Origin of the sequence: Nocardia sp. CC213A (assembly GCF_030766805.1) — a bacterium.
GTDB classification, from domain to species: Bacteria; Actinomycetota; Actinomycetes; order Mycobacteriales; family Mycobacteriaceae; genus Nocardia; species Nocardia otitidiscaviarum.
Genome location: NZ_JASFXA010000004.1, coordinates 162,989 through 185,490 on the forward strand (window position 1 = coordinate 162,989; position 22,502 = coordinate 185,490).

Annotated in this window: 22 protein-coding genes; 14 read left to right on the plus strand and 8 right to left on the minus strand. The window is 67.8% G+C overall.

Going from position 1 to position 22,502, the window contains the following annotated elements; genetic code table 11:
• Positions 1–52: 52 nt before the first annotated feature.
• Entirely contained in the window at positions 53–1,339 is a 1,287-nt protein-coding gene (locus QJS31_RS09255) for a thymidine phosphorylase (RefSeq protein WP_306356438.1), read from the minus strand.
• 192 nt (positions 1,340–1,531) lie between these two features.
• Complete coding sequence (locus QJS31_RS09260) at positions 1,532–1,933, minus strand: cytidine deaminase (RefSeq protein ID WP_282776210.1); 402 nt, start codon at positions 1,931–1,933, stop codon at positions 1,532–1,534.
• 303 nt (positions 1,934–2,236) lie between these two features.
• Between QJS31_RS09260 and sdhC the strand changes: the two genes are divergently transcribed.
• The 11 genes from sdhC to QJS31_RS09315 all read left to right on the plus strand — a co-directional run bounded on the left by sdhC (position 2,237) and on the right by QJS31_RS09315 (position 13,028).
• Complete coding sequence (sdhC, locus tag QJS31_RS09265) at positions 2,237–2,632, plus strand: succinate dehydrogenase, cytochrome b556 subunit (protein WP_081592260.1); 396 nt, start codon at positions 2,237–2,239, stop codon at positions 2,630–2,632.
• A 2-nt stretch (positions 2,633–2,634) separates the two neighbouring features.
• Positions 2,635–3,066: a succinate dehydrogenase hydrophobic membrane anchor subunit gene (locus tag QJS31_RS09270; protein WP_029925568.1), complete on the plus strand. Its 432-nt coding sequence runs from the start codon at positions 2,635–2,637 to the stop codon at positions 3,064–3,066.
• 16 nt (positions 3,067–3,082) lie between these two features.
• Positions 3,083–4,882, plus strand: a complete 1,800-nt coding sequence (sdhA, locus tag QJS31_RS09275) for a succinate dehydrogenase flavoprotein subunit (protein WP_282776206.1) — start codon at positions 3,083–3,085, stop codon at positions 4,880–4,882.
• Entirely contained in the window at positions 4,882–5,649 is a 768-nt protein-coding gene (locus tag QJS31_RS09280) for a succinate dehydrogenase iron-sulfur subunit (RefSeq protein WP_029925565.1), read from the plus strand. Before sdhA ends, QJS31_RS09280 begins: the two co-directional genes overlap by 1 nt.
• A gap of 235 nt (positions 5,650–5,884) precedes the next feature.
• Positions 5,885–6,493, plus strand: a complete 609-nt coding sequence (locus tag QJS31_RS09285; RefSeq protein WP_282776202.1) for a chemotaxis protein CheB — start codon at positions 5,885–5,887, stop codon at positions 6,491–6,493.
• Positions 6,490–8,394: a CheR family methyltransferase gene (locus QJS31_RS09290; RefSeq protein WP_282776199.1), complete on the plus strand. Its 1,905-nt coding sequence runs from the start codon at positions 6,490–6,492 to the stop codon at positions 8,392–8,394. The genes QJS31_RS09285 and QJS31_RS09290 overlap by 4 nt, the downstream gene beginning before the upstream one ends.
• A gap of 155 nt (positions 8,395–8,549) precedes the next feature.
• Positions 8,550–9,341, plus strand: coding sequence for a GAF and ANTAR domain-containing protein (locus tag QJS31_RS09295; RefSeq protein WP_282776198.1), 792 nt, complete (start codon positions 8,550–8,552; stop codon positions 9,339–9,341).
• A gap of 45 nt (positions 9,342–9,386) precedes the next feature.
• Complete coding sequence (locus tag QJS31_RS09300; protein ID WP_282776197.1) at positions 9,387–10,166, plus strand: GAF domain-containing protein; 780 nt, start codon at positions 9,387–9,389, stop codon at positions 10,164–10,166.
• Positions 10,167–10,615: 449 nt separating this feature from the next.
• Positions 10,616–11,188 (plus strand): hypothetical protein, encoded by a 573-nt coding sequence (locus tag QJS31_RS09305; protein WP_282776196.1) that lies wholly within the window; start codon positions 10,616–10,618, stop codon positions 11,186–11,188.
• Positions 11,189–11,303: 115 nt separating this feature from the next.
• Positions 11,304–12,068, plus strand: coding sequence for a GAF and ANTAR domain-containing protein (locus QJS31_RS09310; RefSeq protein WP_282776195.1), 765 nt, complete (start codon positions 11,304–11,306; stop codon positions 12,066–12,068).
• Between the two features lie 63 nt (positions 12,069–12,131).
• Positions 12,132–13,028: a phenylalanine 4-monooxygenase gene (locus QJS31_RS09315; protein ID WP_282776193.1), complete on the plus strand. Its 897-nt coding sequence runs from the start codon at positions 12,132–12,134 to the stop codon at positions 13,026–13,028.
• Here the strand turns inward: QJS31_RS09315 and QJS31_RS09320 are convergent.
• A complete protein-coding gene (locus tag QJS31_RS09320; protein ID WP_282776191.1) occupies positions 12,994–13,614 on the minus strand; it encodes a TetR family transcriptional regulator in 621 nt (206 codons plus the stop codon). The two genes, QJS31_RS09315 and QJS31_RS09320, sit on opposite strands and share 35 nt — an antisense overlap.
• The gene (locus QJS31_RS09325) at positions 13,604–15,115 is read right to left on the minus strand and encodes a DHA2 family efflux MFS transporter permease subunit (RefSeq protein ID WP_282776189.1); all 1,512 of its coding nucleotides are present in this window, start codon (positions 15,113–15,115) and stop codon (positions 13,604–13,606) included. Before QJS31_RS09325 ends, QJS31_RS09320 begins: the two co-directional genes overlap by 11 nt.
• Positions 15,116–15,295: 180 nt before the next feature.
• Here QJS31_RS09325 and QJS31_RS09330 point away from each other — a divergent pair, with 180 nt between their 5' ends.
• Complete coding sequence (locus QJS31_RS09330; protein WP_306356439.1) at positions 15,296–15,970, plus strand: ester cyclase; 675 nt, start codon at positions 15,296–15,298, stop codon at positions 15,968–15,970.
• A gap of 265 nt (positions 15,971–16,235) precedes the next feature.
• Entirely contained in the window at positions 16,236–17,603 is a 1,368-nt protein-coding gene (locus tag QJS31_RS09335; RefSeq protein WP_306356440.1) for a D-alanyl-D-alanine carboxypeptidase family protein, read from the plus strand.
• Between the two features lie 42 nt (positions 17,604–17,645).
• On the opposite strand, the gene yhjD is transcribed toward QJS31_RS09335, so the two are convergent.
• The 3 genes from yhjD to QJS31_RS09350 all read right to left on the minus strand — a co-directional run bounded on the left by yhjD (position 17,646) and on the right by QJS31_RS09350 (position 20,776).
• Positions 17,646–18,665 (minus strand): inner membrane protein YhjD, encoded by a 1,020-nt coding sequence (gene yhjD, locus QJS31_RS09340; protein ID WP_282776183.1) that lies wholly within the window; start codon positions 18,663–18,665, stop codon positions 17,646–17,648.
• Positions 18,666–18,727: 62 nt separating this feature from the next.
• The gene (gene trpS / locus QJS31_RS09345) at positions 18,728–19,759 is read right to left on the minus strand and encodes a tryptophan--tRNA ligase (protein WP_282776181.1); all 1,032 of its coding nucleotides are present in this window, start codon (positions 19,757–19,759) and stop codon (positions 18,728–18,730) included.
• Positions 19,760–19,837: 78 nt separating this feature from the next.
• On the minus strand, positions 19,838–20,776 hold the full coding sequence (locus tag QJS31_RS09350) for an oxygenase MpaB family protein (protein WP_282776179.1): 939 nt from the start codon (positions 20,774–20,776) through the stop codon (positions 19,838–19,840).
• A gap of 108 nt (positions 20,777–20,884) precedes the next feature.
• Between QJS31_RS09350 and QJS31_RS09355 the strand changes: the two genes are divergently transcribed.
• Positions 20,885–21,520 carry a TetR/AcrR family transcriptional regulator gene (locus QJS31_RS09355; RefSeq protein WP_306356441.1) on the plus strand — a complete coding sequence of 212 codons (636 nt, stop codon included), beginning with the start codon at positions 20,885–20,887 and terminating at the stop codon, positions 21,518–21,520.
• 303 nt (positions 21,521–21,823) lie between these two features.
• On the opposite strand, the gene QJS31_RS09360 is transcribed toward QJS31_RS09355, so the two are convergent.
• The gene (locus tag QJS31_RS09360; protein ID WP_282776176.1) at positions 21,824–22,312 is read right to left on the minus strand and encodes a barstar family protein; all 489 of its coding nucleotides are present in this window, start codon (positions 22,310–22,312) and stop codon (positions 21,824–21,826) included.
• Between the last annotated feature and the right edge of the window lie 190 nt (positions 22,313–22,502).

Here is a 22,502-nt window from a genome sequence, read left to right on the forward strand (position 1 = left end):
ATGTCACGGCAGATGTCTCGGCCGCTCGATTCGACATACGACGGAGGCCGGGTCAGGGTTCGATTCGATCGAGAACCAGTGGTGTGGAGGTGAATTCGTCGGGGGTGCCGATGGTGTAGGCGTCGCGGAGGTCGTCGAGGGCGGCGGGAATGGCGGCGGGGGTGTCGGTGTGCAGGGTGAGCAGAGGCTGGCCCGCGGTCACCGGATCGCCCGGCTTGGCGTGCATTTCGATGCCCGCGCCCCATTGCACCGGGTCGCCCTGGCGAGCGCGGCCCGCACCCAGCCGCCAGGCGGCCAGGCCGATATCGAGGGCGTCCAGGCGGGTGAGGGTTCCTGTCGAGGGGGCCGGCACCGTTTCGGTGTGCGCGGCCCGGGGCAGGGCGGCATCGGGATCGCCGTCCTGGGCGGTGATCATCGCCCGCCAATGATCCATGGCGCGCCCGTCGGCCAGCGCGTCCGCGGGGTCGATATCGTGGATTCCGGCCTGCGCCAGCATCTCCCGCGCCAGGACGAGGGTGAGTTCCACCACATCGGCCGGGCCGCCGCCGGACAGCACTTCCAGCGATTCGGCCACCTCGAGCGCATTGCCCGCGGTGCGGCCCAGCGGCGTGTTCATATCGGTGAGCAATGCCACCGTCCGCACGCCCGCGTCGGTGCCGAGTTCCACCATGGCCGTTGCCAGTTCGCGGGCGTTCGCGAAGTCCTTCATGAACGCGCCGCGCCCGACCTTCACGTCCAGCACCAGCGCGCCTGTGCCCTCGGCGATCTTCTTGCTCATGATCGAGCTGGCGATCAGCGGGATGGATTCGACCGTGCCCGTCACATCGCGCAGCGCGTAGAGCCGTTTGTCGGCGGGGGCCAGGTCCGCGCCCGCCGCGCACACCACCGCGCCGATCTTCGGGTCGGCGAGGATCTCCCGCATCCGGGCGACCGGCAGCTCGGCCCGCCAGCCCGGGATGGACTCGAGCTTATCCAAGGTCCCGCCGGTGTGACCGAGCCCGCGCCCGGACAGCTGCGGCACCGCAGCGCCGCAGGCGGCGACCAGCGGGGCCAGCGGGAGCGTGATCTTGTCCCCCACGCCGCCGGTCGAGTGCTTGTCCACGGTCGGGCGCGGTAGGTCGGTGAAGTCCATACGCTGCCCGGAGCCGATCATGGCGGCGGTCCACCGCGCGGTCTCCCGGCGCGTCATCCCCCGCCACACCACGGCCATGGCCAGCGCCGCCATCTGCTCGTCGGCCACCTCACCGCGGGTGAACGCGTCGATCACCCAGTCGATCTGGGCGTCGCTGAGCTCCCCGCCGTCCCGCTTGGTCGTGATGACCCCCACCGCGCTCCGCATGTGTCGATCCTATGGCCGCTCAGCCGATCCGCACCCGGGCGAATGCCTTCGCGCACCCCGTGCCGCACCGCGCACCGCCGGTAGCGCCACCCGCCGTCCCGCCACGCCGGCACCGCGACGGGCCGGACATCGCAGCGATGGCCACCGCCGCCCGGCCCGTGGATCGACCGCGAGCCCGCCGCCGATCGGACGCTAGCGTTGCCCGGCGGCGAGATCGTCGGGCCCGAATGCGTCGGGCAGCAGCGCGCGCAGCGCCACCGGCCCGCCGCGATGGTCGACCAGCAGCTCGTTACCGCCGTGCTCGAACAGGATCTGCCGACACCGGCCGCACGGCATCAGGATCTCCCCGCGCGAGTCGCAGACCGACACCGCGGCCAGTCGTCCCCCACCGCCCGAAATCAAGTTACCGACCAGTACACATTCGGCGCAGAGGCCTAGACCGTATGAGATATTTTCCACATTGCAGCCGCTCACAATACGTCGGTCTACGGTGAGAGCGGCCGCCCCGACCGGGAATCGGGAGTAGGGCGCATAGGCATTGTGCATGACTTCGAATGCGTTGCGGCGCAAGGCATTCCAATCTACTTCCGGCATATCGGACCTTCCTCGCATGGGCACGACGGTAGCGCGTTAACAGCCTTGACAACCGGCCTTGCAAATCAGGAAAGGCAAACCTAACTCAGGCAATTCGGCGGCAACGAGCGGCACGCCGAATTAGTTCCCCCAAACGCGTGGGATTAGAGTTCACGACAGATCGGTTCAGGTACCCGGCAGCGGACCGGACCACCGCAACCGGGATAACGATTCCGGCTGTGAGCTGGTGTTATCAAGTAAGCCTACGCGGCTCCGCGAGGGATCTGACCGGGTCCATCAACGACGTTGGAGGCACCGCACTCTATGACCACGCTAGAAGCTCCGGCCAAGCCGAAGCGGACCCTGTACCGAGGCGACCCCGGCATGTGGTCCTGGGCTTTGCACCGCATCACCGGTGTCACGATCTTCTTCTTCCTGTTCGTCCACGTTCTGGACACCGCCCTGGTGCGGGTCAGCCCGGACACCTACGACCAGACGATCGAGACGTACAAGACCCCCATCGTCGCCCTGCTGGAGATGGGCCTGGTCGTGTGCGTGCTGTTCCACGCGCTCAACGGCGTCCGGGTCATCCTGGTCGACTTCTGGGAGAAGGGCCCCCGCTACCAGCGGCAGATGCTCTGGATCGTGCTGACCATCTGGATCCTCCTCGCCGGGGCGGGCATCGGCCGCCAGTTCTTCTACCTGCTGACGGAGCACTGACAATGAGCGCACCTGTTCTCGGTAAGTCCTACGACCGCCCCGCCAGCCTGGACGCGCCCCGCGCGCCGCGCCGCACCTCCGGCAACAACTTCGAGAAGTACGCGTGGATCTTCATGCGCTTCTCCGGCCTGCTGCTGATCGTCCTGGTGCTCGGCCACATGTTCATCATGCTGATGATCGACGGCGGCGTGAAGCGCCTGAACTTCGCCTTCGTGGCGGGTCGCTGGGCCTCCCCGTTCTGGCAGATCTGGGACCTCACCATGCTGTGGCTGGCCCAGCTGCACGGCGGCAACGGCCTGCGCACCGTCATCGACGACTACGCCCGCAAGGACTCCACCCGCTTCTGGCTGAAGACCCTGCTGGTCGTCTCGATGATCCTGGTCATGGGCGTGGGCACCTACGTCATCTTCACCTTCGACCCCAACATCAGTTAGGAACAGGCCACCTCGCATGAGTGAGCGCAGCGAACGAATCAACAGTGCTGGTGAATCTCGCCCTGTTCAGGAGCACCGCTACGACGTCATCATCGTCGGTGCCGGTGGCGCTGGCATGCGTGCGGCGATCGAGGCCGGTCCTCGCGTCCGCACCGCCGTACTGACCAAGCTCTACCCGACCCGCTCGCATACGGGCGCGGCGCAGGGCGGCATGTGTGCCGCGCTGGCGAACGTGGAAGAGGACAACTGGGAGTGGCACACCTTCGACACCGTCAAGGGTGGTGACTACCTGGTCGACCAGGACGCCGCGGAGATCATGGCCAAGGAGGCCATCGACGCCGTGCTCGACCTGGAGAAGATGGGCCTGCCGTTCAACCGCACGCCGGAAGGCAAGATCGACCAGCGGCGCTTCGGCGGCCACACCCGCGACCACGGCAAGGCCCCGGTCCGCCGCGCCTGCTACGCCGCCGACCGCACCGGCCACATGATCCTGCAGACGCTGTACCAGAACTGCGTCAAGCACGACGTGGAGTTCTTCAACGAGTTCTACGTGCTGGACCTGATCCTGACCGACGGCGAGCGCGGCCCGGTGGCCACCGGTGTGGTGGCCTACGAGCTGGCGACCGGCGACCTGCACGTGTTCCACGCCAAGTCGATCGTGTTCGCCACCGGCGGCTCCGGCCGCATGTACAAGACCACCTCGAACGCGCACACGCTGACCGGCGACGGCATGGCGATCGTGTTCCGCAAGGGTCTGCCACTGGAGGACATGGAGTTCCACCAGTTCCATCCGACGGGCCTGGCGGGCCTCGGCATCCTCATCTCGGAGGCCGTCCGCGGCGAGGGCGGCATCCTGCGCAACGCCTCCGGCGAGCGCTTCATGGAGCGCTACGCCCCCACCATCAAGGACCTGGCGCCGCGTGACATCGTGGCGCGCTCCATGGTGCTCGAGGTGCTCGAGGGCCGCGGCGCGGGCCCGAACAAGGACTACGTCTACATCGACGTGACCCACCTCGGCGAGGACGTGCTCGAGGAGAAGCTGCCCGATATCACCGAGTTCTCCCGCACCTACCTGGGTGTGGACCCGGTGAAGGAGCCGGTGCCGGTCATGCCGACCTGTCACTACGTGATGGGCGGCATCCCGACCCGCATCCGCGGTGAGGTGCTGCGCAACAACACCGATATCGTCCCCGGCCTGTACGCCGCGGGCGAGTGCGCGTGTGTGTCGGTGCACGGCTCGAACCGCCTGGGCACCAACTCGCTGCTCGACATCAACGTGTTCGGCCGCCGCGCGGGTATCGCCGCCGCCGAGTACGCGCAGCGCAGCGAGTTCGTGGAGATGCCGGAGAACCCGGCGCAGATGGTGCAGGACTGGCTGGCGCTGATCCTGTCCGACCACGGCAACGAGCGGGTGGCCGACATCCGCACCGAGTTGCAGTACACGATGGATATGAACGCCGCCGTGTTCCGCACCGAGGACACCCTCAAGCAGGCGCTCACCGATATCCACGCGCTCAAGGAGCGGTACACGCGGATCACCGTGCAGGACAAGGGCAAGCGCTACAACAGCGACCTGCTGGAGGCCGTCGAGCTGGGCTTCCTGCTGGAGCTGGCCGAGGTCACCGTGGTCGGCGCGCTCAACCGCAAGGAGTCGCGCGGCGGCCACGCCCGCGACGACTACCCGGATCGCGACGACACCAACTACATGCGCCACACCATGGCCTACAAGACCGGTCCGGAGCTCATCTCCGATATCCGGCTGGACTACAAGCCGGTGGTGCAGACCCGTTACGAGCCGATGGAGCGTAAGTACTGATGACTGCTGTCGCTGAAACGCCGCAGAAGGCGGCTCCGGTCCCCGAGGGCTCGACGATCATCACGGTCAAGATCGCCCGGTTCAATCCGGAGGACGGCCAGGGCCAGCACTGGGATTCCTTCCAGGTGCCGGTGCTGCCGACCGACCGGTTCCTGAACGTGCTGATCTACATCAAGTCCTACCTGGACGGCACGCTCACCTTCCGCCGCTCCTGCGCGCACGGCGTCTGCGGATCCGACGCCATGCGCATCAACGGCGTGAACCGGCTGGCGTGCAAGATCCTCATGAAGGACATGCTGCCGAAGAACGGCAAGGACATCACCGTCACCGTCGAGCCCATCCGCGGCCTGCCCGTGGAGAAGGACCTCGTGGTGGACATGGAGCCGTTCTTCGACGCCTTCAAGGCGGTCAAGCCGTACCTGATCACCTCGGGCAACGAGCCGACCCGCGAGCGCATCCAGTCCCAGCACGACCGCGCCCGCTTCGACGACACCACCAAGTGCATCCTGTGCGCCTGCTGCACCACCTCCTGCCCCGTGTACTGGAGCGACGGCAGCTACTTCGGCCCGGCCGCGATCGTGAACGCGCACCGCTTCATCTTCGACAGCCGTGACGAGGGCGCCCGCGAACGCCTGGACATCCTCAACGACGTCGAGGGTGTGTGGCGCTGCCGCACCACCTTCAACTGCACCGACGCCTGCCCCCGCGGCATCGAGGTCACCAAGGCCATCCAGGAAGTCAAGCGCGCGCTGCTGTTCGCCCGCTGACCGCTCGCCGTCGAGGGCCCGTCCGTGATGCACACGGGCGGACCCTCGACCCGCAACCGGTCGGTTCGAGGGCGGCGTGGCGATCGTCTCGGTCAGGATGTCCCGCAACAAGTTTCACCGACGTGTAGCGGACCGCACGGTCGATGCCGGTGGTTTCCGGAAGGCGCCCCGGCGCGATCGCAAGGCCGACGGCTCGGCGTCGGCGCGGGACGGCCCCGCGCGCTAGGCTGAGTCGATGCGAGGCGACATCGGCCGACAACCCTCATCCGCGAATTTCGACATCGTCGCGGTGGCCTCCTCCGCCGGGGGCATCACCGCGCTGAGCAAGGTGCTGGGCGGGCTGGGAGCCGACTTTCCCCTGCCCGTTCTGGTGGTGCAGCACTTGGACCCGCGACACGAGACCGTCATCGCCGACGTACTGTCCCGCCGAGCTCAGTTGCCGGTGCGCCTGGCCGAACCGGATGTACGCGCCGAGCCCGGCATCGTGTACGTGGCACCGCCCAACTATCACCTGCTGGTCGGCTCGAAGGGAGTGCTGGCATTGTCCAGCAGCGAACTCGTGCATTTCGTCCGGCCTTCGGCCGATTTACTGTTCGAGTCGGTGGCCGGCACGTACGGCGAACGCGCCATCGCGTGTGTGCTCACCGGATCCGGCAGCGACGGCGCGATGGGAGTAAGTGCGGTGAAAGCCCGCGGCGGCACCGTCATCGTGCAGGACCCGGAGGATGCGGAGTTCAGCGGTATGCCGGATGCCGCGCTGCATACCGGTTCGGTGGATTTCGTGCTGCCTTTGGAGGAGATCGCCAGGGTAATCCGCGGCCTGGTCGAAGTGAGGGGATCGTGACGGAATCCAAGCAGTCCGACGGCGTGCCGGAGGTCGACACGACCGCGCGGGTCGACGGACCGCTGGAGGATCTGCTGATCTTCATCCGCGACGCGCGCGGATTCGATTTCACCGGCTACAAGCGCTCGTCCCTGGCCCGCCGCATCCGCAAGCGCATGCACGAGGTACGCATCATGGAGTATCTCGACTACCGCGACTATCTGGAGAGCAACGCCGAGGAATTCCAGTACCTGTTCAACACCATTCTCATCAACGTCACGAGCTTCTTCCGCGATATCGACGCCTGGCAGTACCTGCAGCGCGAGATCGTTCCCGAAATCGTCACCGGCACCTCGGGCGGCGAGATCCGGATCTGGAGTGCGGGCTGCTCCAGCGGGGAGGAGGCGTACTCTCTCGCGATCGCTTTCGCCGAAGTGCTGGGTATCGACGAATGCGTCAAACGTGTCAAGATCTACGGCACCGATGTCGACGAGGAAGCGCTGCGCGACGCCCGCACCGGCCTTTTCACCGCCAAAGCGCTGGAGCCGCTGTCGACCGAACTACGCGGGCGCTATTTCGAACCCACCGGGGACAAGTTCGTCTTCCGCCCCGACCTGCGCCGCCGCGTCATCTTCGGCCGCCACGACATCACTCGCGACGCCCCCATCTCCCGGCTGGACCTGCTGATATGCCGCAATACCCTGATGTATTTCAATGTGGAGGCCCAGTCGCAGATCCTCGATCGCTTCCACTTCGCGTTGCGCGACGGCGGATTCCTGTTTCTGGGCAAGGCCGAGATGCTGCTGTCGGACAGCGAGCGCTTCGAGGTAGCCAGTATGCGCCAGCGTGTCTTCCGGCGTCGAGCGGGGGAGGCCGCATCGCAGCAACCCGTCGTTCCGCCGCGGCTGGACACCGGTCTGGGGCAGGAGGTGCAAGGATTCGTCAAGCGGCGGCAGCTGAGTGAACTCGCGCTGGAAACAGCGCCTTTCGCGCTCACCGGGGTCGATGCCGACGGCAAAGTGACCGTCATCAACAACCAGATGCGCGGACAGTTCGGCCTGAACCAGCACGACCTGGGCCGACCGCTCAGCGATCTGGAGATATCCTACCGGCCGGTCGAGTTGCGGTCATTGATCGAGCAGGCGGTCGCCGAGCGCCGGGCCATCAGGCTGACCTCGGTGGAACGTCGGCTGGGTCCGGACGACAGCCAGTTCTTCGACGTGATCGTGCAGCCGCTGTGGAACTCGGACGGGACAAATATCGGTGCGGCGGTGAGTTTCGTCGACACGACGGTGCCCACCCGGCTCTCACTCGAGCTCAAGGTCAAGCGCGAGGAACTCGAAACCGCCTACGAAGAACTGCAATCCACCAACGAAGAGCTCGAAACCACCAACGAAGAACTGCAATCCAGCATCGAGGAACTCGAAACCACCAACGAAGAACTGCAATCCACCAACGAAGAGCTCGAAACCACCAACGAAGAACTCCAGTCGGGTAACGAGGAACTCGAAACCATGAACGAGGAGATGCGGATTCGCAGCACTGAACTCGACGAGGCCCGGACGTTCCTGGAGGGAGTGCTGTCCAGCGTCGCGGCGGGCGTGGTGGTTCTCGACGCCGATCTGCGGGTGCGTAGCTGGAACCGCGGCGCCGAGGAATTGTGGGGACTGCGCGCTGACGAGGTGAACCAGCAGTACTTCCTGACCCTCGATTTCGGACTGCCCACCCACCGGCTCAACGACGCCATCGCGCAGACGCTGCGCACCGGTCGGCGCACCGGACCGGTCGATGTCCCGGCGGTCAACCGCATCGGCCGTTCCATCGTGTGCGCGGTGACGTGCTCCCGGCTGGATGGTTCCCGAGACGGGGTGGTGCTGCTCATGGAGGAGACGCCGACGACCGCCGCCGCGCAACAGCAGTGACCCACAAAGAAATCCGCTCAGCAGGCCCGGTCGGCCGCGATCGGCGCTAAGCTGTTCTGGTGTCGTCGCCAGTGGCCGCGCACCCAGAGATCGCCGAGGCGTGGAGGTGCTACAGGCAGGCATTGGAGCGCGCTGCCAATGCCGCATCGACCGCTATGCGTTACGAGTCACAGGCCGCCCTTCGGCCCGAGTCGATGCGTCCGTTCCGGCTGCGAATGGCCACGCTGCATCGGCAGACAGAGGCACGCCAGCGCGCCTGCGCGCGGCTCTATCACCTGTACATCCTGCGACTGCTGCGCTGGCGCGCCGGTGGACAGCCGGCGCAGCGGCCCGTTTTCATGGCCGTGGTCGCCGACCAGCTGCACATGGACAGCGCGGCCGTCGTCATCTTCGACGACAAGCGGCACGAGTTGCTCACGGCAGTATCCGACGACACGGCGCGGGCGGCACACGAAGCGGAGTCGGTGCTCGGCGACGGCCCTACCCTCGATATCGCCGCCGGAACCGACCGAGTGCTCGCCACCGGCGCGGAGGTGACCCGGTCCTGGCCCCAGTTCGGCCGGGTCGCAGATGATCTGGGCATTCACACGGTGCTGGCGGTGCCCCTGCGGGTCGTGTCACGCCGGCTCGGCGCATTGTGCGGCTACTCCCGCCGGTCCAGTACGAACGACGACGCGCTCACCCGCGCGGCCCGGGTGGCGGACACACTGTCCAGCACCGTTCTGCTCGCCGAGCAGAACGACTCGAACGAACTCGTGCTGCGCGGCACCCTGTTCGACGACGCGGACTACCCGAGTATCGTCAACCAGGCGACCGGTGTGGTCGCGGCGCAGCACGGCCATGACCTGGATACGGCGCTGGCGCTACTGCGAGCCCGTGCGTTCGCCGAGGGAGTCTCATTGTCGGAGCTGGCGCACAGGGTGCTGGAACGCTGCCGATCGCGGTGACCGAGTACTCTCTGGACCGATCACGGGTGGGGCTAGGCTGACCGTATGGCGGATACCGCCCCGACCGGCGACCGGTCCACTTCCGGCGCGACTGCCCGTGATCGAGTCGAACGACTGCGGTGCCTCGCCGATCTGGCTCGGGAACGGGCGGAGGCGTCGCGGTCCACTGTGACCGACCTGCTGGTGCGAGAGCGGGCGGCGATGCAGCAGCACCGGGTCGATACCGAGGTCAGCGCGACCGAGCGGTTGCTCGATACCCTGGCTGTCCCAGGCCGGACACGGTATCCGGGCATGGAGGCACTCGACCCCTACTTCTTGGCATCCACCGGCCGTGCGCGACTGCTCAATGTGCTGCTGGACACTGCCGTCGCCGGTTCGTCGGCGGATATGGGGAACGTGCAGCTGTTCGATCCCGCCCGGAGCGAGTTGCGGATCGCGGCGTGCCGGGGCTTCGATCAGCCCTTCCCCACCCTCTTGGAGTCGGTGGTCGCGGGGGGCACGGCGGCGACCGCGGCCGTGATCCGCGCGGAGGCGGTATTGGTGCACGATATCGCGCACAGCCAGGTCTTCGACGAATCCAGCCGGACGGTGCTGCTCGACGCGCACGCCTACGCTGTGCTGTCACTTCCCATGATAACGACGAGCGGGCGCATCGTCGGAGTGCTGTCGTGCCACTACGAGTCGGCGAATACGTCAATGGAGCATGACGAATTACTGTTCGCGCTGCTGGCCGACGCGGGCGCCAGATCCTTGCAGTGGCAGGACCGACGTCCCGCGGACAGTAGGTTCCACGCGCGTGTAGCCGACCTCAATCCGCTCGATTAGCAATGCAGCACAAGGTATTTCCAGGCTGCGAACACGAGTTGAACTATTTTCCTACGTAGTTGGCCCCCAGGTCTATGAATTGTATTTGTTTGCAACGTTTTATCCGGTCATATACTCCGAACCAACCGACCCGTTCCGCTACGAGTACACGGGCCCGGAGCCGACCGATTCCGGTCCCGCGGCACGCCATCGCGCGTATAGTTCTTCTCACGTTTCCCCGAGTCCCGAAGCGCGGCTCTGGATCCTTGCCAACCCTTGGAAGGCCAGATGTCCGGCATCGCTCGCACTCTCCGTGTTCCGCTCCCGACCATCGGGTATCGCGACATGTCCCAACCCGCCCCGACGGCCTTCCTGCCGGCGTGTCGATGTGCGCGAGATGCCACGCGGGAAGATGCGACCCGCAGCGGTCGGCGACACACGTGAGATTCACCCGGTACAGGAGGTTCATCATGCCATTCGCCGATCGCCGCGATGCGGGCCGCCGACTCGTCGAACGTCTCCGGGCCTTTCGGGGACCGGACATCCTTGTCCTCGGCATGCCGCCGGACGGTGTCGTCATCGCCGACGAGATCGCCACCGCACTCGGGGTGCCGCATGGCGTCCTCATGATGCACGACGCCCACGCCGCTGTCGCGGGAACATCGGCGAGACCGCTACGGGGCCGCACCGTGGTGCTGGTACGGGATGCGTTCCACGTCGACGACGTGGCCGACGTGCGGGCCGCGGTACGTGCCGTGTACCACGGCGGCGCGCTCCGCGTCGTGGTGGCCGCACCCGTCGCCGAGTACCGTGCGGTAGGTCGGCTCGCCGACGCGGCCGACAAGATCGTATGTCTGAGCATGCCGGACGTCCTCGGCGATATCGATCAGTGGTATGGACACGCCCGGACGCACGGGCACGCGGATGCGCGACAATACGCCCACGATGACGCCGGGAGCGGGACCGGAGGGTTTCGCGGGATGACGGCGCGCATATTTCCTCGGCCGATCACCCGCGTGGCCCCGACACGTGCGCAAGCCTGATACACGCGGGGAGCACGGGCTCATGTCCCGCCCCGAGCGGGTATCAACTTCTGTTTCACATTTCCGTGGTCGACGCGCATACTACGTCCGTGGGGCGTGGGAAACCGACGAACAGATGCAATCCGAACTCGCGGTAGGACTGTCCGAGCTGACCGCGGCGCTGCTGTCCACATCGGATATCGAGGGATCGCTGTACGGCTCGGCCGAGGCGATCTCCCGAATGCTGCCCGGTCAACCCATGACGGCGATCAGCATCGCACGTACCGGCCGTGCACCGCTGACAGCCGCTAGTTGCGTCCGGGCGCGAGCGGCCGATGCGATCCAATACCACCTCGGATGCGGACCCGGCCTGGAGGCCATCGAAACGAGGCAGCCGATCAAGGTGGTCGATGCCGCCGGAGAACACCGCTGGGGCGAGTACCCCACGCAGGTCCTGGCACATGGTGTCCGATCGATCCACTCCGAGCCCATGGCCATCACGCCCGACGATGTCGGTATCCTGAACCTGTACTCGGCCCAGCCCCACGAGTTCGACCACCCGGTGACCGAGGCGATCACGCTGACCGCCGCTCATACCGGAGTCCTGCTGTCGGCGGTGCTCGCAACCGCGCGCCAAGCCGCGCTGACCGATCAATTGCTCGACGCGCTGGCCTCCCGCTCGGTCATCGACCAGGCTTTGGGCATCGTGATGGGACGGCGGCACTGCGGCCGCGAAGAGGCCTTCGCCGTGCTGCGCGAGACCTCACAGCACCGCAATATCAAACTCGCCGTGGTGGCCGCTCGACTCATCCACACGGTGACCGGAAGCTGGCCCGAGGAACCACATTTCGGAGCTGAGGACACCCGGCGCGCCCCTCGGCGATATCCGGGGCACAACTAGACAATTTGTGTAGCTGAAGAGGCTTTTGTTGTCATGGTGAGGCGGTAGTGCTTGCCTGGAGTCATGTTCACCGAAGCTCAGCTGTACTCGCCGGTGACCACGGGCGCCGACGGTGATGTGACGGTGCATCTGAGCGACGAGCATCCCGGCGTGCACGATCCGGAGTATCGGGCCCGCCGCAATGCCATTGCCGCCCTCGCACTGTCGTATCGCCCCGGGGAGCCGGTGCCCCACGTCGACTACACCGGCGAGGAACAGGAGGTCTGGCGGATCGTCTCCGCCGAGCTGGCCCGCAAACGCCGCCGCTACGCCTGTGCGGAGGTGCGGGCGGCCGCCGAGCGGCTGGCGCTGCCCGCCGACCGCATTCCCCAACTCGACGAGGTGTCCGCGGCGCTGACCCCGCTCACCGGCTTCCGCTACGTGCCCGCGGCCGGGCTGGTGCCGCTGCGGGAGTTCTTCGGTTCCTTCGCGGACCGGATCTTCCACTCCACGCAGTACATTCGCCATCACAGCGCGCCGCTGTACACCCCGGAGCCGGATGCGGTGCACGAAATCCTGGGCCACGCCAATCAATTGGCGAGCCCGCGCTTCGCCGCCATCTACTCCGAGGTGGGCGCGGCGGTGGCCCGGTTGGAGACCGACACCGCGCTGAAATTCCTGGCCGATGTCTTCTGGTTCTCCATGGAGTTCGGCGTGGTCCGCGAGGAGGGCGAGGTCCGTTGCTACGGTGCCGGATTGCTGTCCTCGTACGGCGAGATCGAAGAGTTCCGCGCCGCCGAGCTGCGGCCGTTGGACATCGCCCAGATGGGCACCATCAGCTACGACATCACGCATTACCAGCCGGTGCTGTACTGCGCCGAGTCCGTGGCCGAGATCGAGGACGTGGTGGGCGGCTTCTTCGCCGAGATGGACGACGAGTCGCCGCTCAGAGTGGCATCCCGGCCGACAGGAAGTCGATGATCCCGGCGACGGCCGCGAGATCGAACGGGTCGCGGTCGGGGTCCATCAGTACCGCCTCGGCGGCTCCGATCAGCGCCCCGGCCAGGGCGCGCACCTCGACGTCGCGGGCATCGCGGCCGACCCGTTCGGCGACCATCCCAGCGATGAGGTCGACATTGCGGTCCATCTCCCGGGCCAGCGCGCCGCGCAGTTCCGGGACGCTGCGCACCAGATCCGCGCGCTCACGCTCGAACGCGAACTGACTCGGGTCGAGTGCGGCGACAGCCTCCAGCATGGCCCGTTTGATGGCTTCCAGCGCGGGCAGTTCCCGCGGCTGCTCCCGGTATTTCGCGATCAGGATCGGGTCGAGGTCGTCCGCCAGCACCAGTTGTTCCTTGGACGGGAAATAGCGGAAGAAGGTGCTGGGCGACACCTCGGCCGCCTCGGCGATCTGCTCCACGGTGGTCGCGGCATAGCCCTGCTCGCGGAACAGTCGAAAAGCCTCGACGCGGATGGCCCGGCGGGTGCGCTCCTTCTTCCGCTCACGCAGCGACCCGCCGGACCGCCCGGCGGCTCGGCGGGTCTCGGGCTTCGACTCAACCGACATGCAGTGATTGTCCCGTATCGGCCGCGCGCGTCCGACCTCCGGCTCGCGGCCCGGTGGTCAGCGCCGCGAGCCCGGCCGCGGCCAGACAGATCGCCGCGCATACCCACAGCATGGCGCTCATACCGCCGACGAAGGCGGTCCGCACCGTGTGCAGCGCGCCGTCGCCGAGCTGATCTGCCACCGCCACACCGGAATTCACGCTGTCGCTGATCGGCGCGCGATCCAGGTCGCCGAGTCCGGCGCGGTAGGCGGTGGACAGTACCGTGCCGAGTACGGCGATGCCGATGGTGCCGCCCGCCTGACGCAGCGCCTGTAGCAATGCCGAGCCGGAACCGGCGCGCTCGGCCGAGAGATCGTCGATGGCCAGCCCCATAGCGGCGGGCATGACGAAACCCATGCCGATACCGAGCAGTGTCAGGGAGGTGGCCGCGACTGGATAGCCGCTGTCCACCGTGATGAATGCGCCCAGGGCGAGCCCTCCGGCGAGCAGCGCGAATCCGGAGGTGAGCACCACGCGCGGTCCGGCCGCGGGCAGGAGTCGGTCGGTCACCCGGGTGCCGATGAGCAGACCCGCGATGAGCGGCAGCAGCCGCAGCCCGCTGCCGAGCGCATCCGCGTCCAGCACGGCCTGGAAGTACTGCGGCATGGTGAAGAACAGGCCGAACATGGCGAATTGCACCAGGACCATGTACACGGTGCCCCAGCGGAATCCGCGCGCCCGGAACAGTTCCGGATCGATCAGCGGATGGGTGGTCCGCCGCTGCCACAGCGCGAACGCCGCCAGCAGCGCCACCCCGGCGGCGATGCAGGCCCAGGCGATGCCGTCGCCCCAGCCCTCGTCGCCGCAGCGGATGAAGCCGTAGGTGAGACCGAGCATGCCGAGCACCGACAGTGCCACACCCGGCAGGTCCATGCGGACCACAGTGTCGCCGCGGGATTCCGGCAGCAGCAGCGGCACCGCGATCGCGCCCACGATCACCAGCGGCACATTGATCAGGAACACCGAGCCCCACCAGTAGTGCTGGAGCAGCCAGCCGCCCACGATGGGGCCGAGCGGCAGGCCGATGGCGGTGGCGGTGATCCAGATGGTCAGGGCGCGCTGCCGCTCGTCGGGGTCTGGGAACAGGCCGGGCAGGGCCGCCATGGACAGCGGCATCATGGCCGCCGCACCGACCCCGAGCGCGGCGCGGGCGGCGATGAGCTGGCCGGAGGTGGCCGCGAAGGCGCACGCCACCGAGGCGACGCCGAACAGCAGCAAGGCGCCGAGCAGGAACCTGCGGCGGCCGTAGCGGTCGCCCAGCGCACCGGCGGGCAGCATGAGCGCGGCCAGCGCGAGGGTGTAGGCGCTGGTGAACCACTGCAGCGCGGCGGTGTCGGCGTGCAGGTCGACGGCCACGGTGGGTAGCGCCACGGTCAGCACGGTGACATCGAGTCCGATGGTGAGCATGGCCACCGAGAGCGCGCCGAGGGCCAGCCAGCGGCGGGTGTCCGCAGCCTTCATGACAGCTCCGATCATTTGCTAGTTACTATATTTTGAAAGCGTCTATCATTTACTAGTCGCTGTCAATAGCTGTCACGTCGGTCGCGTTCGACGCGACGCCGCCCGCGTTCGCTGTTAGGTTCAACCGGTCCGAAACGAGATCGACTGACCCACATCGGGTCTGGACACAAGAGGCACGAAATGACGGTTGATACAACAGAATCCGAAGCCACCGAGACCCCACTCCACCTCCAGGGCCGCGACGCCGTGATCGCCGCTGCGGCAGCGGAGGATTGGCGCGCGGAGGCTCCGGACTACCACCTGAGCAAGGAGGTGATGCCGAAGGAGCGCACCACCGACCACGCCCCCGGTTCGCTGGAGGCCATCGTCGAGGAGCTGGTGAAGGTCTTCGAAATGGAGGTGTCGCACAAGAAGGACCCGGCCACCTGGGTCTCCCTGGTCGCCGAGCACTACCGCGGCCGGGTCAACGGCGGTCCCTGGCAGAACGCCGAAGAGTTCGCCCGCATCGGCAGCTACAACATCCTGATCGGCGACAACCCCTACTACCCGGCGAACGAGGACTTCGAATCCTCGCACCACATCTTCCACACCGCCTTCCCGGGCGGATTCTTCTGGGAGGTGCTCGAGGTACTGGCGGGCCCACCCACCGTCACCTTCAAGTGGCGGCACTGGGGCCGCTACACCGGTGCGTACCAGGGCCACGAGCCCACCGGTGAGCTCATCGAGATGACCGGCATCACCATCGCCAAGGTCAGCGAGGATCTGCGCATTCTCGAACTCGAGCACTTCTACGACAACAACAAGCTGCTCGGCCCGCTCGCGCACGGCTGCCCCGTGCACAAGAGCACCGAATAGCACTCTCCCCCAAGCGGTTACCGCCGCTGCGCCGATTCACGGGCTCGTCACCCGGATTCGGCGACCACTCCGGGGGGAGATCTTCGAGCGTCGTCGGCCTCCGCGCGGTCGGCGACGCGCCGGAATACGGTGCACGCGACCGCATCGCGGCAGCTCCCGTCCGTACGGTCGGCACCGGGCCCGCACACCGTCCGGCCGGACATGGGACGACGGTTCCCGGCACATGCGGTGGACCGCGGATCGGCCACCGTTAAGCTCATCCACGATGAGTATTCGCCGCGGGCCAGCACCCCACGACTACGCCACCGAACCCGCCCGGCACCTCGCGGGCGGATGCCGGGGCATTCGGACCGGCCGGTTCGCGGCGCTGCGCACACCACTGCTCGCAGTCGTCCTCATCGCCTTGTCGGCGATCGGTCCCGCCACCGCGCAACCGCCCGCCGCCGATCCGACCACCACGGCACCGTTCACCACCCCCAATACCGACGCCTGCCCGAACAAGACGCAGCCACCACCACCGGTCGACACCTCGGAGGTGCCCGCCCCCGGCCAGCCCACGCCCACCCCGCTGCCGATTCCGGCGAAACCCGTTGGTGGCGACCAGCTCGGCGGCTGCGGCCTGGTGCTGCCCGAGGGCGCTCCGACGGTGCCGGAGGACATCTCCGCCACCGCGTGGGTGGTATCGGACCTCGATACCGGCGCGGTGCTCGCCGCCAAGGATCCGCACGGCCGCTACCGGCCCGCTTCCACCATCAAGGTGCTGCTGGCCGCCGTGGCGCTGCGCACCCTCGATCTCGACCGGGTGGTGATCGGCACCCAGGAGGACGCGAATGTGGAGGGCACCCGGGTCGGCATCGGGCCGGGTGGCCGCTACACCAATCGGCAACTGTTCCAGGCGCTCATCATGGCCTCGGGCAATGACGCCGCGCACGCCATCGCCGCGCAACTCGGCGGCGACGAGGCCGCGGTGGCGAAGATGAACGCGCGAGCGAAACAGCTGCGCGCCCTGGACACTCGCGCCGCCACCCCGTCGGGTCTGGACGGTCCGGGCATGAGCACCTCGGCCTACGACCTGGCGGTGCTGTTCCGCGATGCCATGGAGATCCCGCTGTTCGCCGAACTGATTCGCACCGAACAGGTGGACTTTCCGGGCTTTCCGGCGAATCCGCTGGTGCCCGGCGACGAGGACCATCCCGGCTTCGCCATCGGAAACGACAACCACCTGCTCTTCAACTACGAGGGCGCGCTGGGCGGCAAGACCGGTTTCACCGACGATGCCCGGCAGACGTTCGTGGCCGCCGCCGAACGGGGCGGCCGCCGACTGGTGGTGACCCTGTTGCAGGCCGAGGTGCGTCCACTGCGGCCGTGGGAACAGGCGGCCCGGCTGCTGGACTACGGTTTCGCCCTGCCGGACGGGGCGACCATCGGATCACTGGCGGATGTCGGGTCCGAACGTACCGAGAGCACCGATTCCGCTGTGGCCGTGGCGAGTCCACCACTGGACGACGCCGGGGCGCTGTCGCCACGCGGCCGAGATCACGACAATCTGCGGGTCACCCTCATGGTCGGCGGCACCATCCTGGTGCTCGTGCTACTGGCCGGGGCGCGCCGCATCAGCCGCCGTCGCTACTGAAACCGCCCGCCACCGGGTACCGATCGATCGGGGCGGGGAGCTTCATCGTCGGCGGCGCAGCGTCGACAGCAGCCCGGCGGCAAGGGCTCCCGCGCCGAACAGGGCCGCCCCCGCCCCGGCGGTGAGCCCCGGACCGCTCACCCGCGGTTCGATGACCGCCGGTCCCGGCGCCGGGATATCCGCCGGGACGTCGTTTTCCGAGGCGGTGGCCGCCCACGCGGTGGCGAACAGGATGATGCGCGCGGTGATGTAGCTGAACACCATCAGGCCGAGGATCGGACCGAAGGCGACCCCGGCCGGACTGGTCGCCACCCGCTTGAGAACGAATGTGGCCAGCTGCTTGAAGATTTCGAAGGCGATGGCCGCCATGAGGGCCGCGCGGGCCGCACTACGCAGGGTCACCGCATGCCTGGGCATGCGGGCGATGATCCAGACGAACAGCGCCCAGGTGGCCAGTACCGCCAGCAGCAGCGACAGTGCGGTCAGCACGGCGGTCGCGCCCGGAACATGGTCGAGCCCCACAGTTTCGAGCAGTTCCCCCGCGAGTCCGCTGCCCGCCAGCACCGACAGGCCCAGCGACACCACCGAGGCGAGTCCGAGACCGACGAGAGCGAGCAGGTCGGACCCCTTGGTCACGAACCAGTTCCGCTCCTCGGCCTTCTGCTCCCACTGCTCGGTGAGCGCCGCGCGCAGATTCGCCACCCACCCCAGCCCGGAGTAGAGGCCCGCCGCCAAACCGATGATGCCGACCCCGGCGCGGGATTCGACGGCCTGGTCGATGAGGTCGTTGAGCTGCTCGCCCGCCGAGCCCGGAATGTTCTCGACGATCTTCTCCTGTATGTCGGTGAGCAGCTCGGGATTGTTGGCCAGTACGAAGCCCGCCACCGCGAAACCCACCATGAGCAGCGGAAACAGCGACAGCACAGTGAAATACGTAATGCCCGCCGCGTAATAGTCGCCGCGCTGCCGCTGATATCGGCCGCCCGCGCGCACCATATGGTCCAGCCACGGGCGGGCCTGGATCCACCCCTCGATTCGCGCTTTGACCTTGTCGAGCACCATTCACCTCCGCCACGGCCCCGCGCGGGTGCGGCGGATATCGGCGCTGCGCCGACCCGGCCGAATCAGCTCGGCCGAGCCAGGAAGCCGACCCGGTCGTACACCTGCGCGAGGGTCTTGCCGGCGACCTCACGCGCCCGCTCCGCGCCCGCGGCGAGAATGCGGTCGAGTTCGCCCTGGTCAGCCATATACTCTCCCACCTTCGCCTGGAAGGGAGTGACAAATTCGATCAGCGCGTCGGCGGTATCGGCCTTGAGATCGCCGTAGCCCTTACCCGCGTAATCCTGCTCGAGGGTGACGATCGGGGTCTCGGTGAGCGCGCTGAGAATGGCCAGCAGGTTCGAGACGCCGGGCTTGTGCTCGGGGTCGTAGCGGATCTCGCGTTCGGTGTCGGTGACGGCCGAGCGGATCTTCTTGGCCGAGACCTTGGGATCGTCGAGCAGGTTGATCAGCCCGGAATCGCTGGCGGCCGACTTGCTCATCTTCGAGGTCGGATCCTGCAGGTCGTAGATCTTGGCGGTGCCGGACACGATATGCGCCTCGGGCACCACGAAGGTCTTCTTGAACCGAGTGTTGAAGCGCTGCGCCAGATTTCGGGTGAGTTCCAGGTGCTGGCGCTGATCCTCGCCGACCGGCACCTGATGCGCGCGGTAGAGCAGGATGTCGGCGGCCATGAGCACCGGATAGGTGAACAGGCCCACGGTCGCGTTGTCCGCGCCCTGCTTGGCCGACTTGTCCTTGAACTGGGTCATCCGGCTGGCCTCGCCGAAACCGGTGATGCAGTTCAGCACCCAGGTCAGTTCGGCGTGCTCGGGCACGTGCGACTGCACGAACAGCGTCGACTTCTTGGGGTCGACGCCGACGGCGAGCAGCTGGGCAGCCGAGATCTTGGTGCGCTCGCGCAGTTGCTTGGGATCCTGCGTCACCGTGATGGCGTGCATATCCGGGATGAAGTAGAAGGCGTCGTAGTCCTCCTGCATGCCCACCCAATACTGCACCGCGCCAAGGTAGTTGCCGAGGTGGAAGGACCCGCTGGTCGGCTGGATCCCGGACAGGACCCGCTGCTTGCGATCGGGGGTGGGTGCAGGACTGGACATGCCCCGATCTTCCCATGCCGCGTCCAGCGGGATTTCGGGCCACCCCGCCCGGCCGCACGGGGCCGCCCGCACCGCCCGTCAGGCGCCGAGCCGCGCCGCCAGCGGACGCGGATCCACCCCCGGCATGCTGGGCCGACCGGAGTTCACCAGCTGCTGTTCCCGGCGGGTGAGCAGGCGATAGAGCGGGTGGCTGGGGCCGGAGAGGGGGCCGCGCAGCGGGGCGGGCACCAGCGGCGGGGCGATATGGGCGGTGCGAACGGCCCGGGTCAGGCCGCGGAAGGCGACCTCCTCGGGCAGGCCCCACCTCACCCCGTACATCTCCCGGATGCGGGGCGGCAGGCTGCCCTGCACGAGCAGCGAGAATCCCGACGCGGCGGACTGGAACGGCAGCGGCAGCGGGTAGGCGACCCGCTGCCCCATGAGATAGGAGCCGACCAGTTCGGCCTCGTCGGTGAGGTACAGCTCGTCGGAGGCCAGGTAGGCGTCGAAGGAGCGGCGGAACTCGCGGTAGCTGGCGGGGGCGGCCGAACGCGGCATGCCGAACAGTTCACCCCAGCGCACATAGTCCTGGTAGAGGCCCTCGCGCTCGGTGTCGGTCAGGCGGCGGACCAGCAGGTCGTGCATGACCTCGGCGGAGTCGAAGGTGAACGCCATGGTCATGTACATCAGGTGCGGGTCGCGGGCGGAGTAGCGGGACCCGGCCGGATGCTTGTCCCCCGCGGCCTCCGGCAGTGCGCCGCTCACCGGGGCGTGCCGTTTGCGGGTGAAGGCCAGGGCCCGGTCGGCCTCGGCCTTGCTGCCCAGGAAGACGGCCTCGAACAGGCGGCCGGTCAGGGCGAGCCGGGTGTAGGGGGTGGTCCGGTGCTGGGTGTTCTCGGCGGTGCCGACGTACAGCAGCGGATTGACCGCGCCGATCACCAGCGCTCGCTGGCCGTAGGTGAGTCCCACCGCCCGCTTGCGCATGACGCGGCGAATCATCGAATCGTCGGAGAAGTATCCGGGCTCGCGTGCGGGCATCGTTGCCTCCAGTCAGGGGGACGCACGTCCATCTGGCAAGAGCATCCCCCAGAATTACGATTCTGGCAAGGACCCCTGCCAAAAACGCGACCATGCCAGAATCGACTCGTGACCGGGCAGCGAACCTACGGTGGCGTCTCCGCGGAACAACGACGCGCGGGACGCCGGGCGGCCCTGCTCGCCGCCGCCCTGGACATCCTCGGCAGCGAGGGTCTGGAACGGCTCACCGTCGCCGGACTCTGCGCCCGCGCCGGACTCAACGAGCGCTACTACTACGAACAGTTCGACAGCCGCGACGCCGTACTCACCGCGCTGTTCGACGGCATCGCCGAGGAGTTGGCGGCGACGGTACTGCGCGCGTTGCTCACCGCCCCCGACGACACCCACGGCAAGGCGCACACCGCCGTATCCGCCGGAATCGGCGTCCTCGCCGACGACCCGCGCAAGACCCGGGTGGCGCTGCTGGTCAGCGCGGCCACCCCGGAACTGCGCTCCCGCACCCTGCACACCATCCGCACCTTCGCGAACCTGGTCGCCGCCGAGGGCATCGACTTCTACGGCCTCACCGAGGCCGACCCCGACCCGGCCATCGCCTTCCGCGCCACCTACCTGGTCGGCGGCCTGGTGCAGATCCTGGCCAGCTGGGTCGAAGGCGACCTCGCCATGACCCGCGACGAACTCATCGACCAGACCACCGACGTGTTCGTGCTGCTGGCCGAGGACCTGGCGCAGCGGCTGCGCTGAACCTCGGTGCGGCTCTCGAGTACGCGAATCTCGACGACGCCGGCGCGATCTACGCGGTGCAGGTGTGAGAGAGCACGGCTGCCTTCGACGCGCATATGGAGGACGCCGCCCAGTCCGGGATGCACGAGGCGACCAAGGTGTTGCGCGCCCCCAGGACCACGGTTTTGACCACCATCGATTGATCGATCGCACGCCACGGCTTTCCTGCACGCCGATCGGATCCGCGCGGAGGTGACGGTGACCGGGCAACGGACGGGGTCACCACCGACCCGGTCGGCGGCAAAGCTGCCCGGTTCGCCGGAGTCAGTCGGCTTCCCGCGTATCGAATACCAGCGACGCCGTCGCGGAGGCGGGCGGCACGGCACCCTGCAACACCACACGGAAGACCACCCCGCGCCGCGCCCAGTAGTCCGCCGCGTCGGTCATGGCCGAGTCGAACCAGGACCGCTGCTCGGGTGCGTCGGCGAGCAGTTGGTCCGCGTCGCGCACGGCGATCACATAGCCCCGCGCGGGGCCGAGGCGGTCGTCCAGGTCGCGCAGGCTGTCGTCGAAGGCGTCGCGATTGCCGCCGAAGTAGTACGGGAACTGCAAGGCGGCGGCGAACTCGTCGAGCACACCCGCCACCGTGCGCATACTGCGCCCACGCACCTCGCGCACCACATAGCCGTCCGGCACCGCGTAGCGGACACCGCCGAACTCGGGGGCGCTCACGTCGAGTGCGCCGAGCACGGGCGTGGGTGCTACCGGGTCGGTCCGGTCGGTCGGCCGCACGGGAGCGGCCGGACCCGGCACGCCCGACTCATCAGCCCCGTTCCCTCCCACGCCACGTCGCTCCCGCGGATCCTGGGCGCGTGCATCCGTCCGCCCCGCCCGGTTCCGCTCGACCGCGCCCGTTCCCTCGGCCGTTTCGGCTCGCTCGGCCCCTGCCACAGCCGATGCGGCCGCATCCGGGCCTGATCCGGCCGCGCTCGACGCCCCGGGC

Excerpts from the sequence above, each read along its gene's own strand:
- QJS31_RS09255 (WP_306356438.1), bottom strand. The coding sequence starts at position 1,339 with ATGCGGAGCGCGGTGGGGGTCATCACGACCAAGCGGGACGGCGGGGAG.
- QJS31_RS09260 (WP_282776210.1), bottom strand. The coding sequence starts at position 1,933 with ATGCCGGAAGTAGATTGGAATGCCTTGCGCCGCAACGCATTCGAAGTC.
- sdhC (WP_081592260.1), top strand. The coding sequence starts at position 2,237 with ATGACCACGCTAGAAGCTCCGGCCAAGCCGAAGCGGACCCTGTACCGA.
- QJS31_RS09270 (WP_029925568.1), top strand. The coding sequence starts at position 2,635 with ATGAGCGCACCTGTTCTCGGTAAGTCCTACGACCGCCCCGCCAGCCTG.
- sdhA (WP_282776206.1), top strand. The coding sequence starts at position 3,083 with ATGAGTGAGCGCAGCGAACGAATCAACAGTGCTGGTGAATCTCGCCCT.
- QJS31_RS09280 (WP_029925565.1), top strand. The coding sequence starts at position 4,882 with ATGACTGCTGTCGCTGAAACGCCGCAGAAGGCGGCTCCGGTCCCCGAG.
- QJS31_RS09285 (WP_282776202.1), top strand. The coding sequence starts at position 5,885 with ATGCGAGGCGACATCGGCCGACAACCCTCATCCGCGAATTTCGACATC.
- QJS31_RS09295 (WP_282776198.1), top strand. The coding sequence starts at position 8,550 with ATGCGTTACGAGTCACAGGCCGCCCTTCGGCCCGAGTCGATGCGTCCG.
- QJS31_RS09300 (WP_282776197.1), top strand. The coding sequence starts at position 9,387 with ATGGCGGATACCGCCCCGACCGGCGACCGGTCCACTTCCGGCGCGACT.
- QJS31_RS09305 (WP_282776196.1), top strand. The coding sequence starts at position 10,616 with ATGCCATTCGCCGATCGCCGCGATGCGGGCCGCCGACTCGTCGAACGT.
- QJS31_RS09310 (WP_282776195.1), top strand. The coding sequence starts at position 11,304 with ATGCAATCCGAACTCGCGGTAGGACTGTCCGAGCTGACCGCGGCGCTG.
- QJS31_RS09315 (WP_282776193.1), top strand. The coding sequence starts at position 12,132 with ATGTTCACCGAAGCTCAGCTGTACTCGCCGGTGACCACGGGCGCCGAC.
- QJS31_RS09320 (WP_282776191.1), bottom strand. The coding sequence starts at position 13,614 with ATGTCGGTTGAGTCGAAGCCCGAGACCCGCCGAGCCGCCGGGCGGTCC.
- QJS31_RS09325 (WP_282776189.1), bottom strand. The coding sequence starts at position 15,115 with ATGAAGGCTGCGGACACCCGCCGCTGGCTGGCCCTCGGCGCGCTCTCG.
- QJS31_RS09330 (WP_306356439.1), top strand. The coding sequence starts at position 15,296 with ATGACGGTTGATACAACAGAATCCGAAGCCACCGAGACCCCACTCCAC.
- QJS31_RS09335 (WP_306356440.1), top strand. The coding sequence starts at position 16,236 with ATGAGTATTCGCCGCGGGCCAGCACCCCACGACTACGCCACCGAACCC.
- yhjD (WP_282776183.1), bottom strand. The coding sequence starts at position 18,665 with ATGGTGCTCGACAAGGTCAAAGCGCGAATCGAGGGGTGGATCCAGGCC.
- trpS (WP_282776181.1), bottom strand. The coding sequence starts at position 19,759 with ATGTCCAGTCCTGCACCCACCCCCGATCGCAAGCAGCGGGTCCTGTCC.
- QJS31_RS09350 (WP_282776179.1), bottom strand. The coding sequence starts at position 20,776 with ATGCCCGCACGCGAGCCCGGATACTTCTCCGACGATTCGATGATTCGC.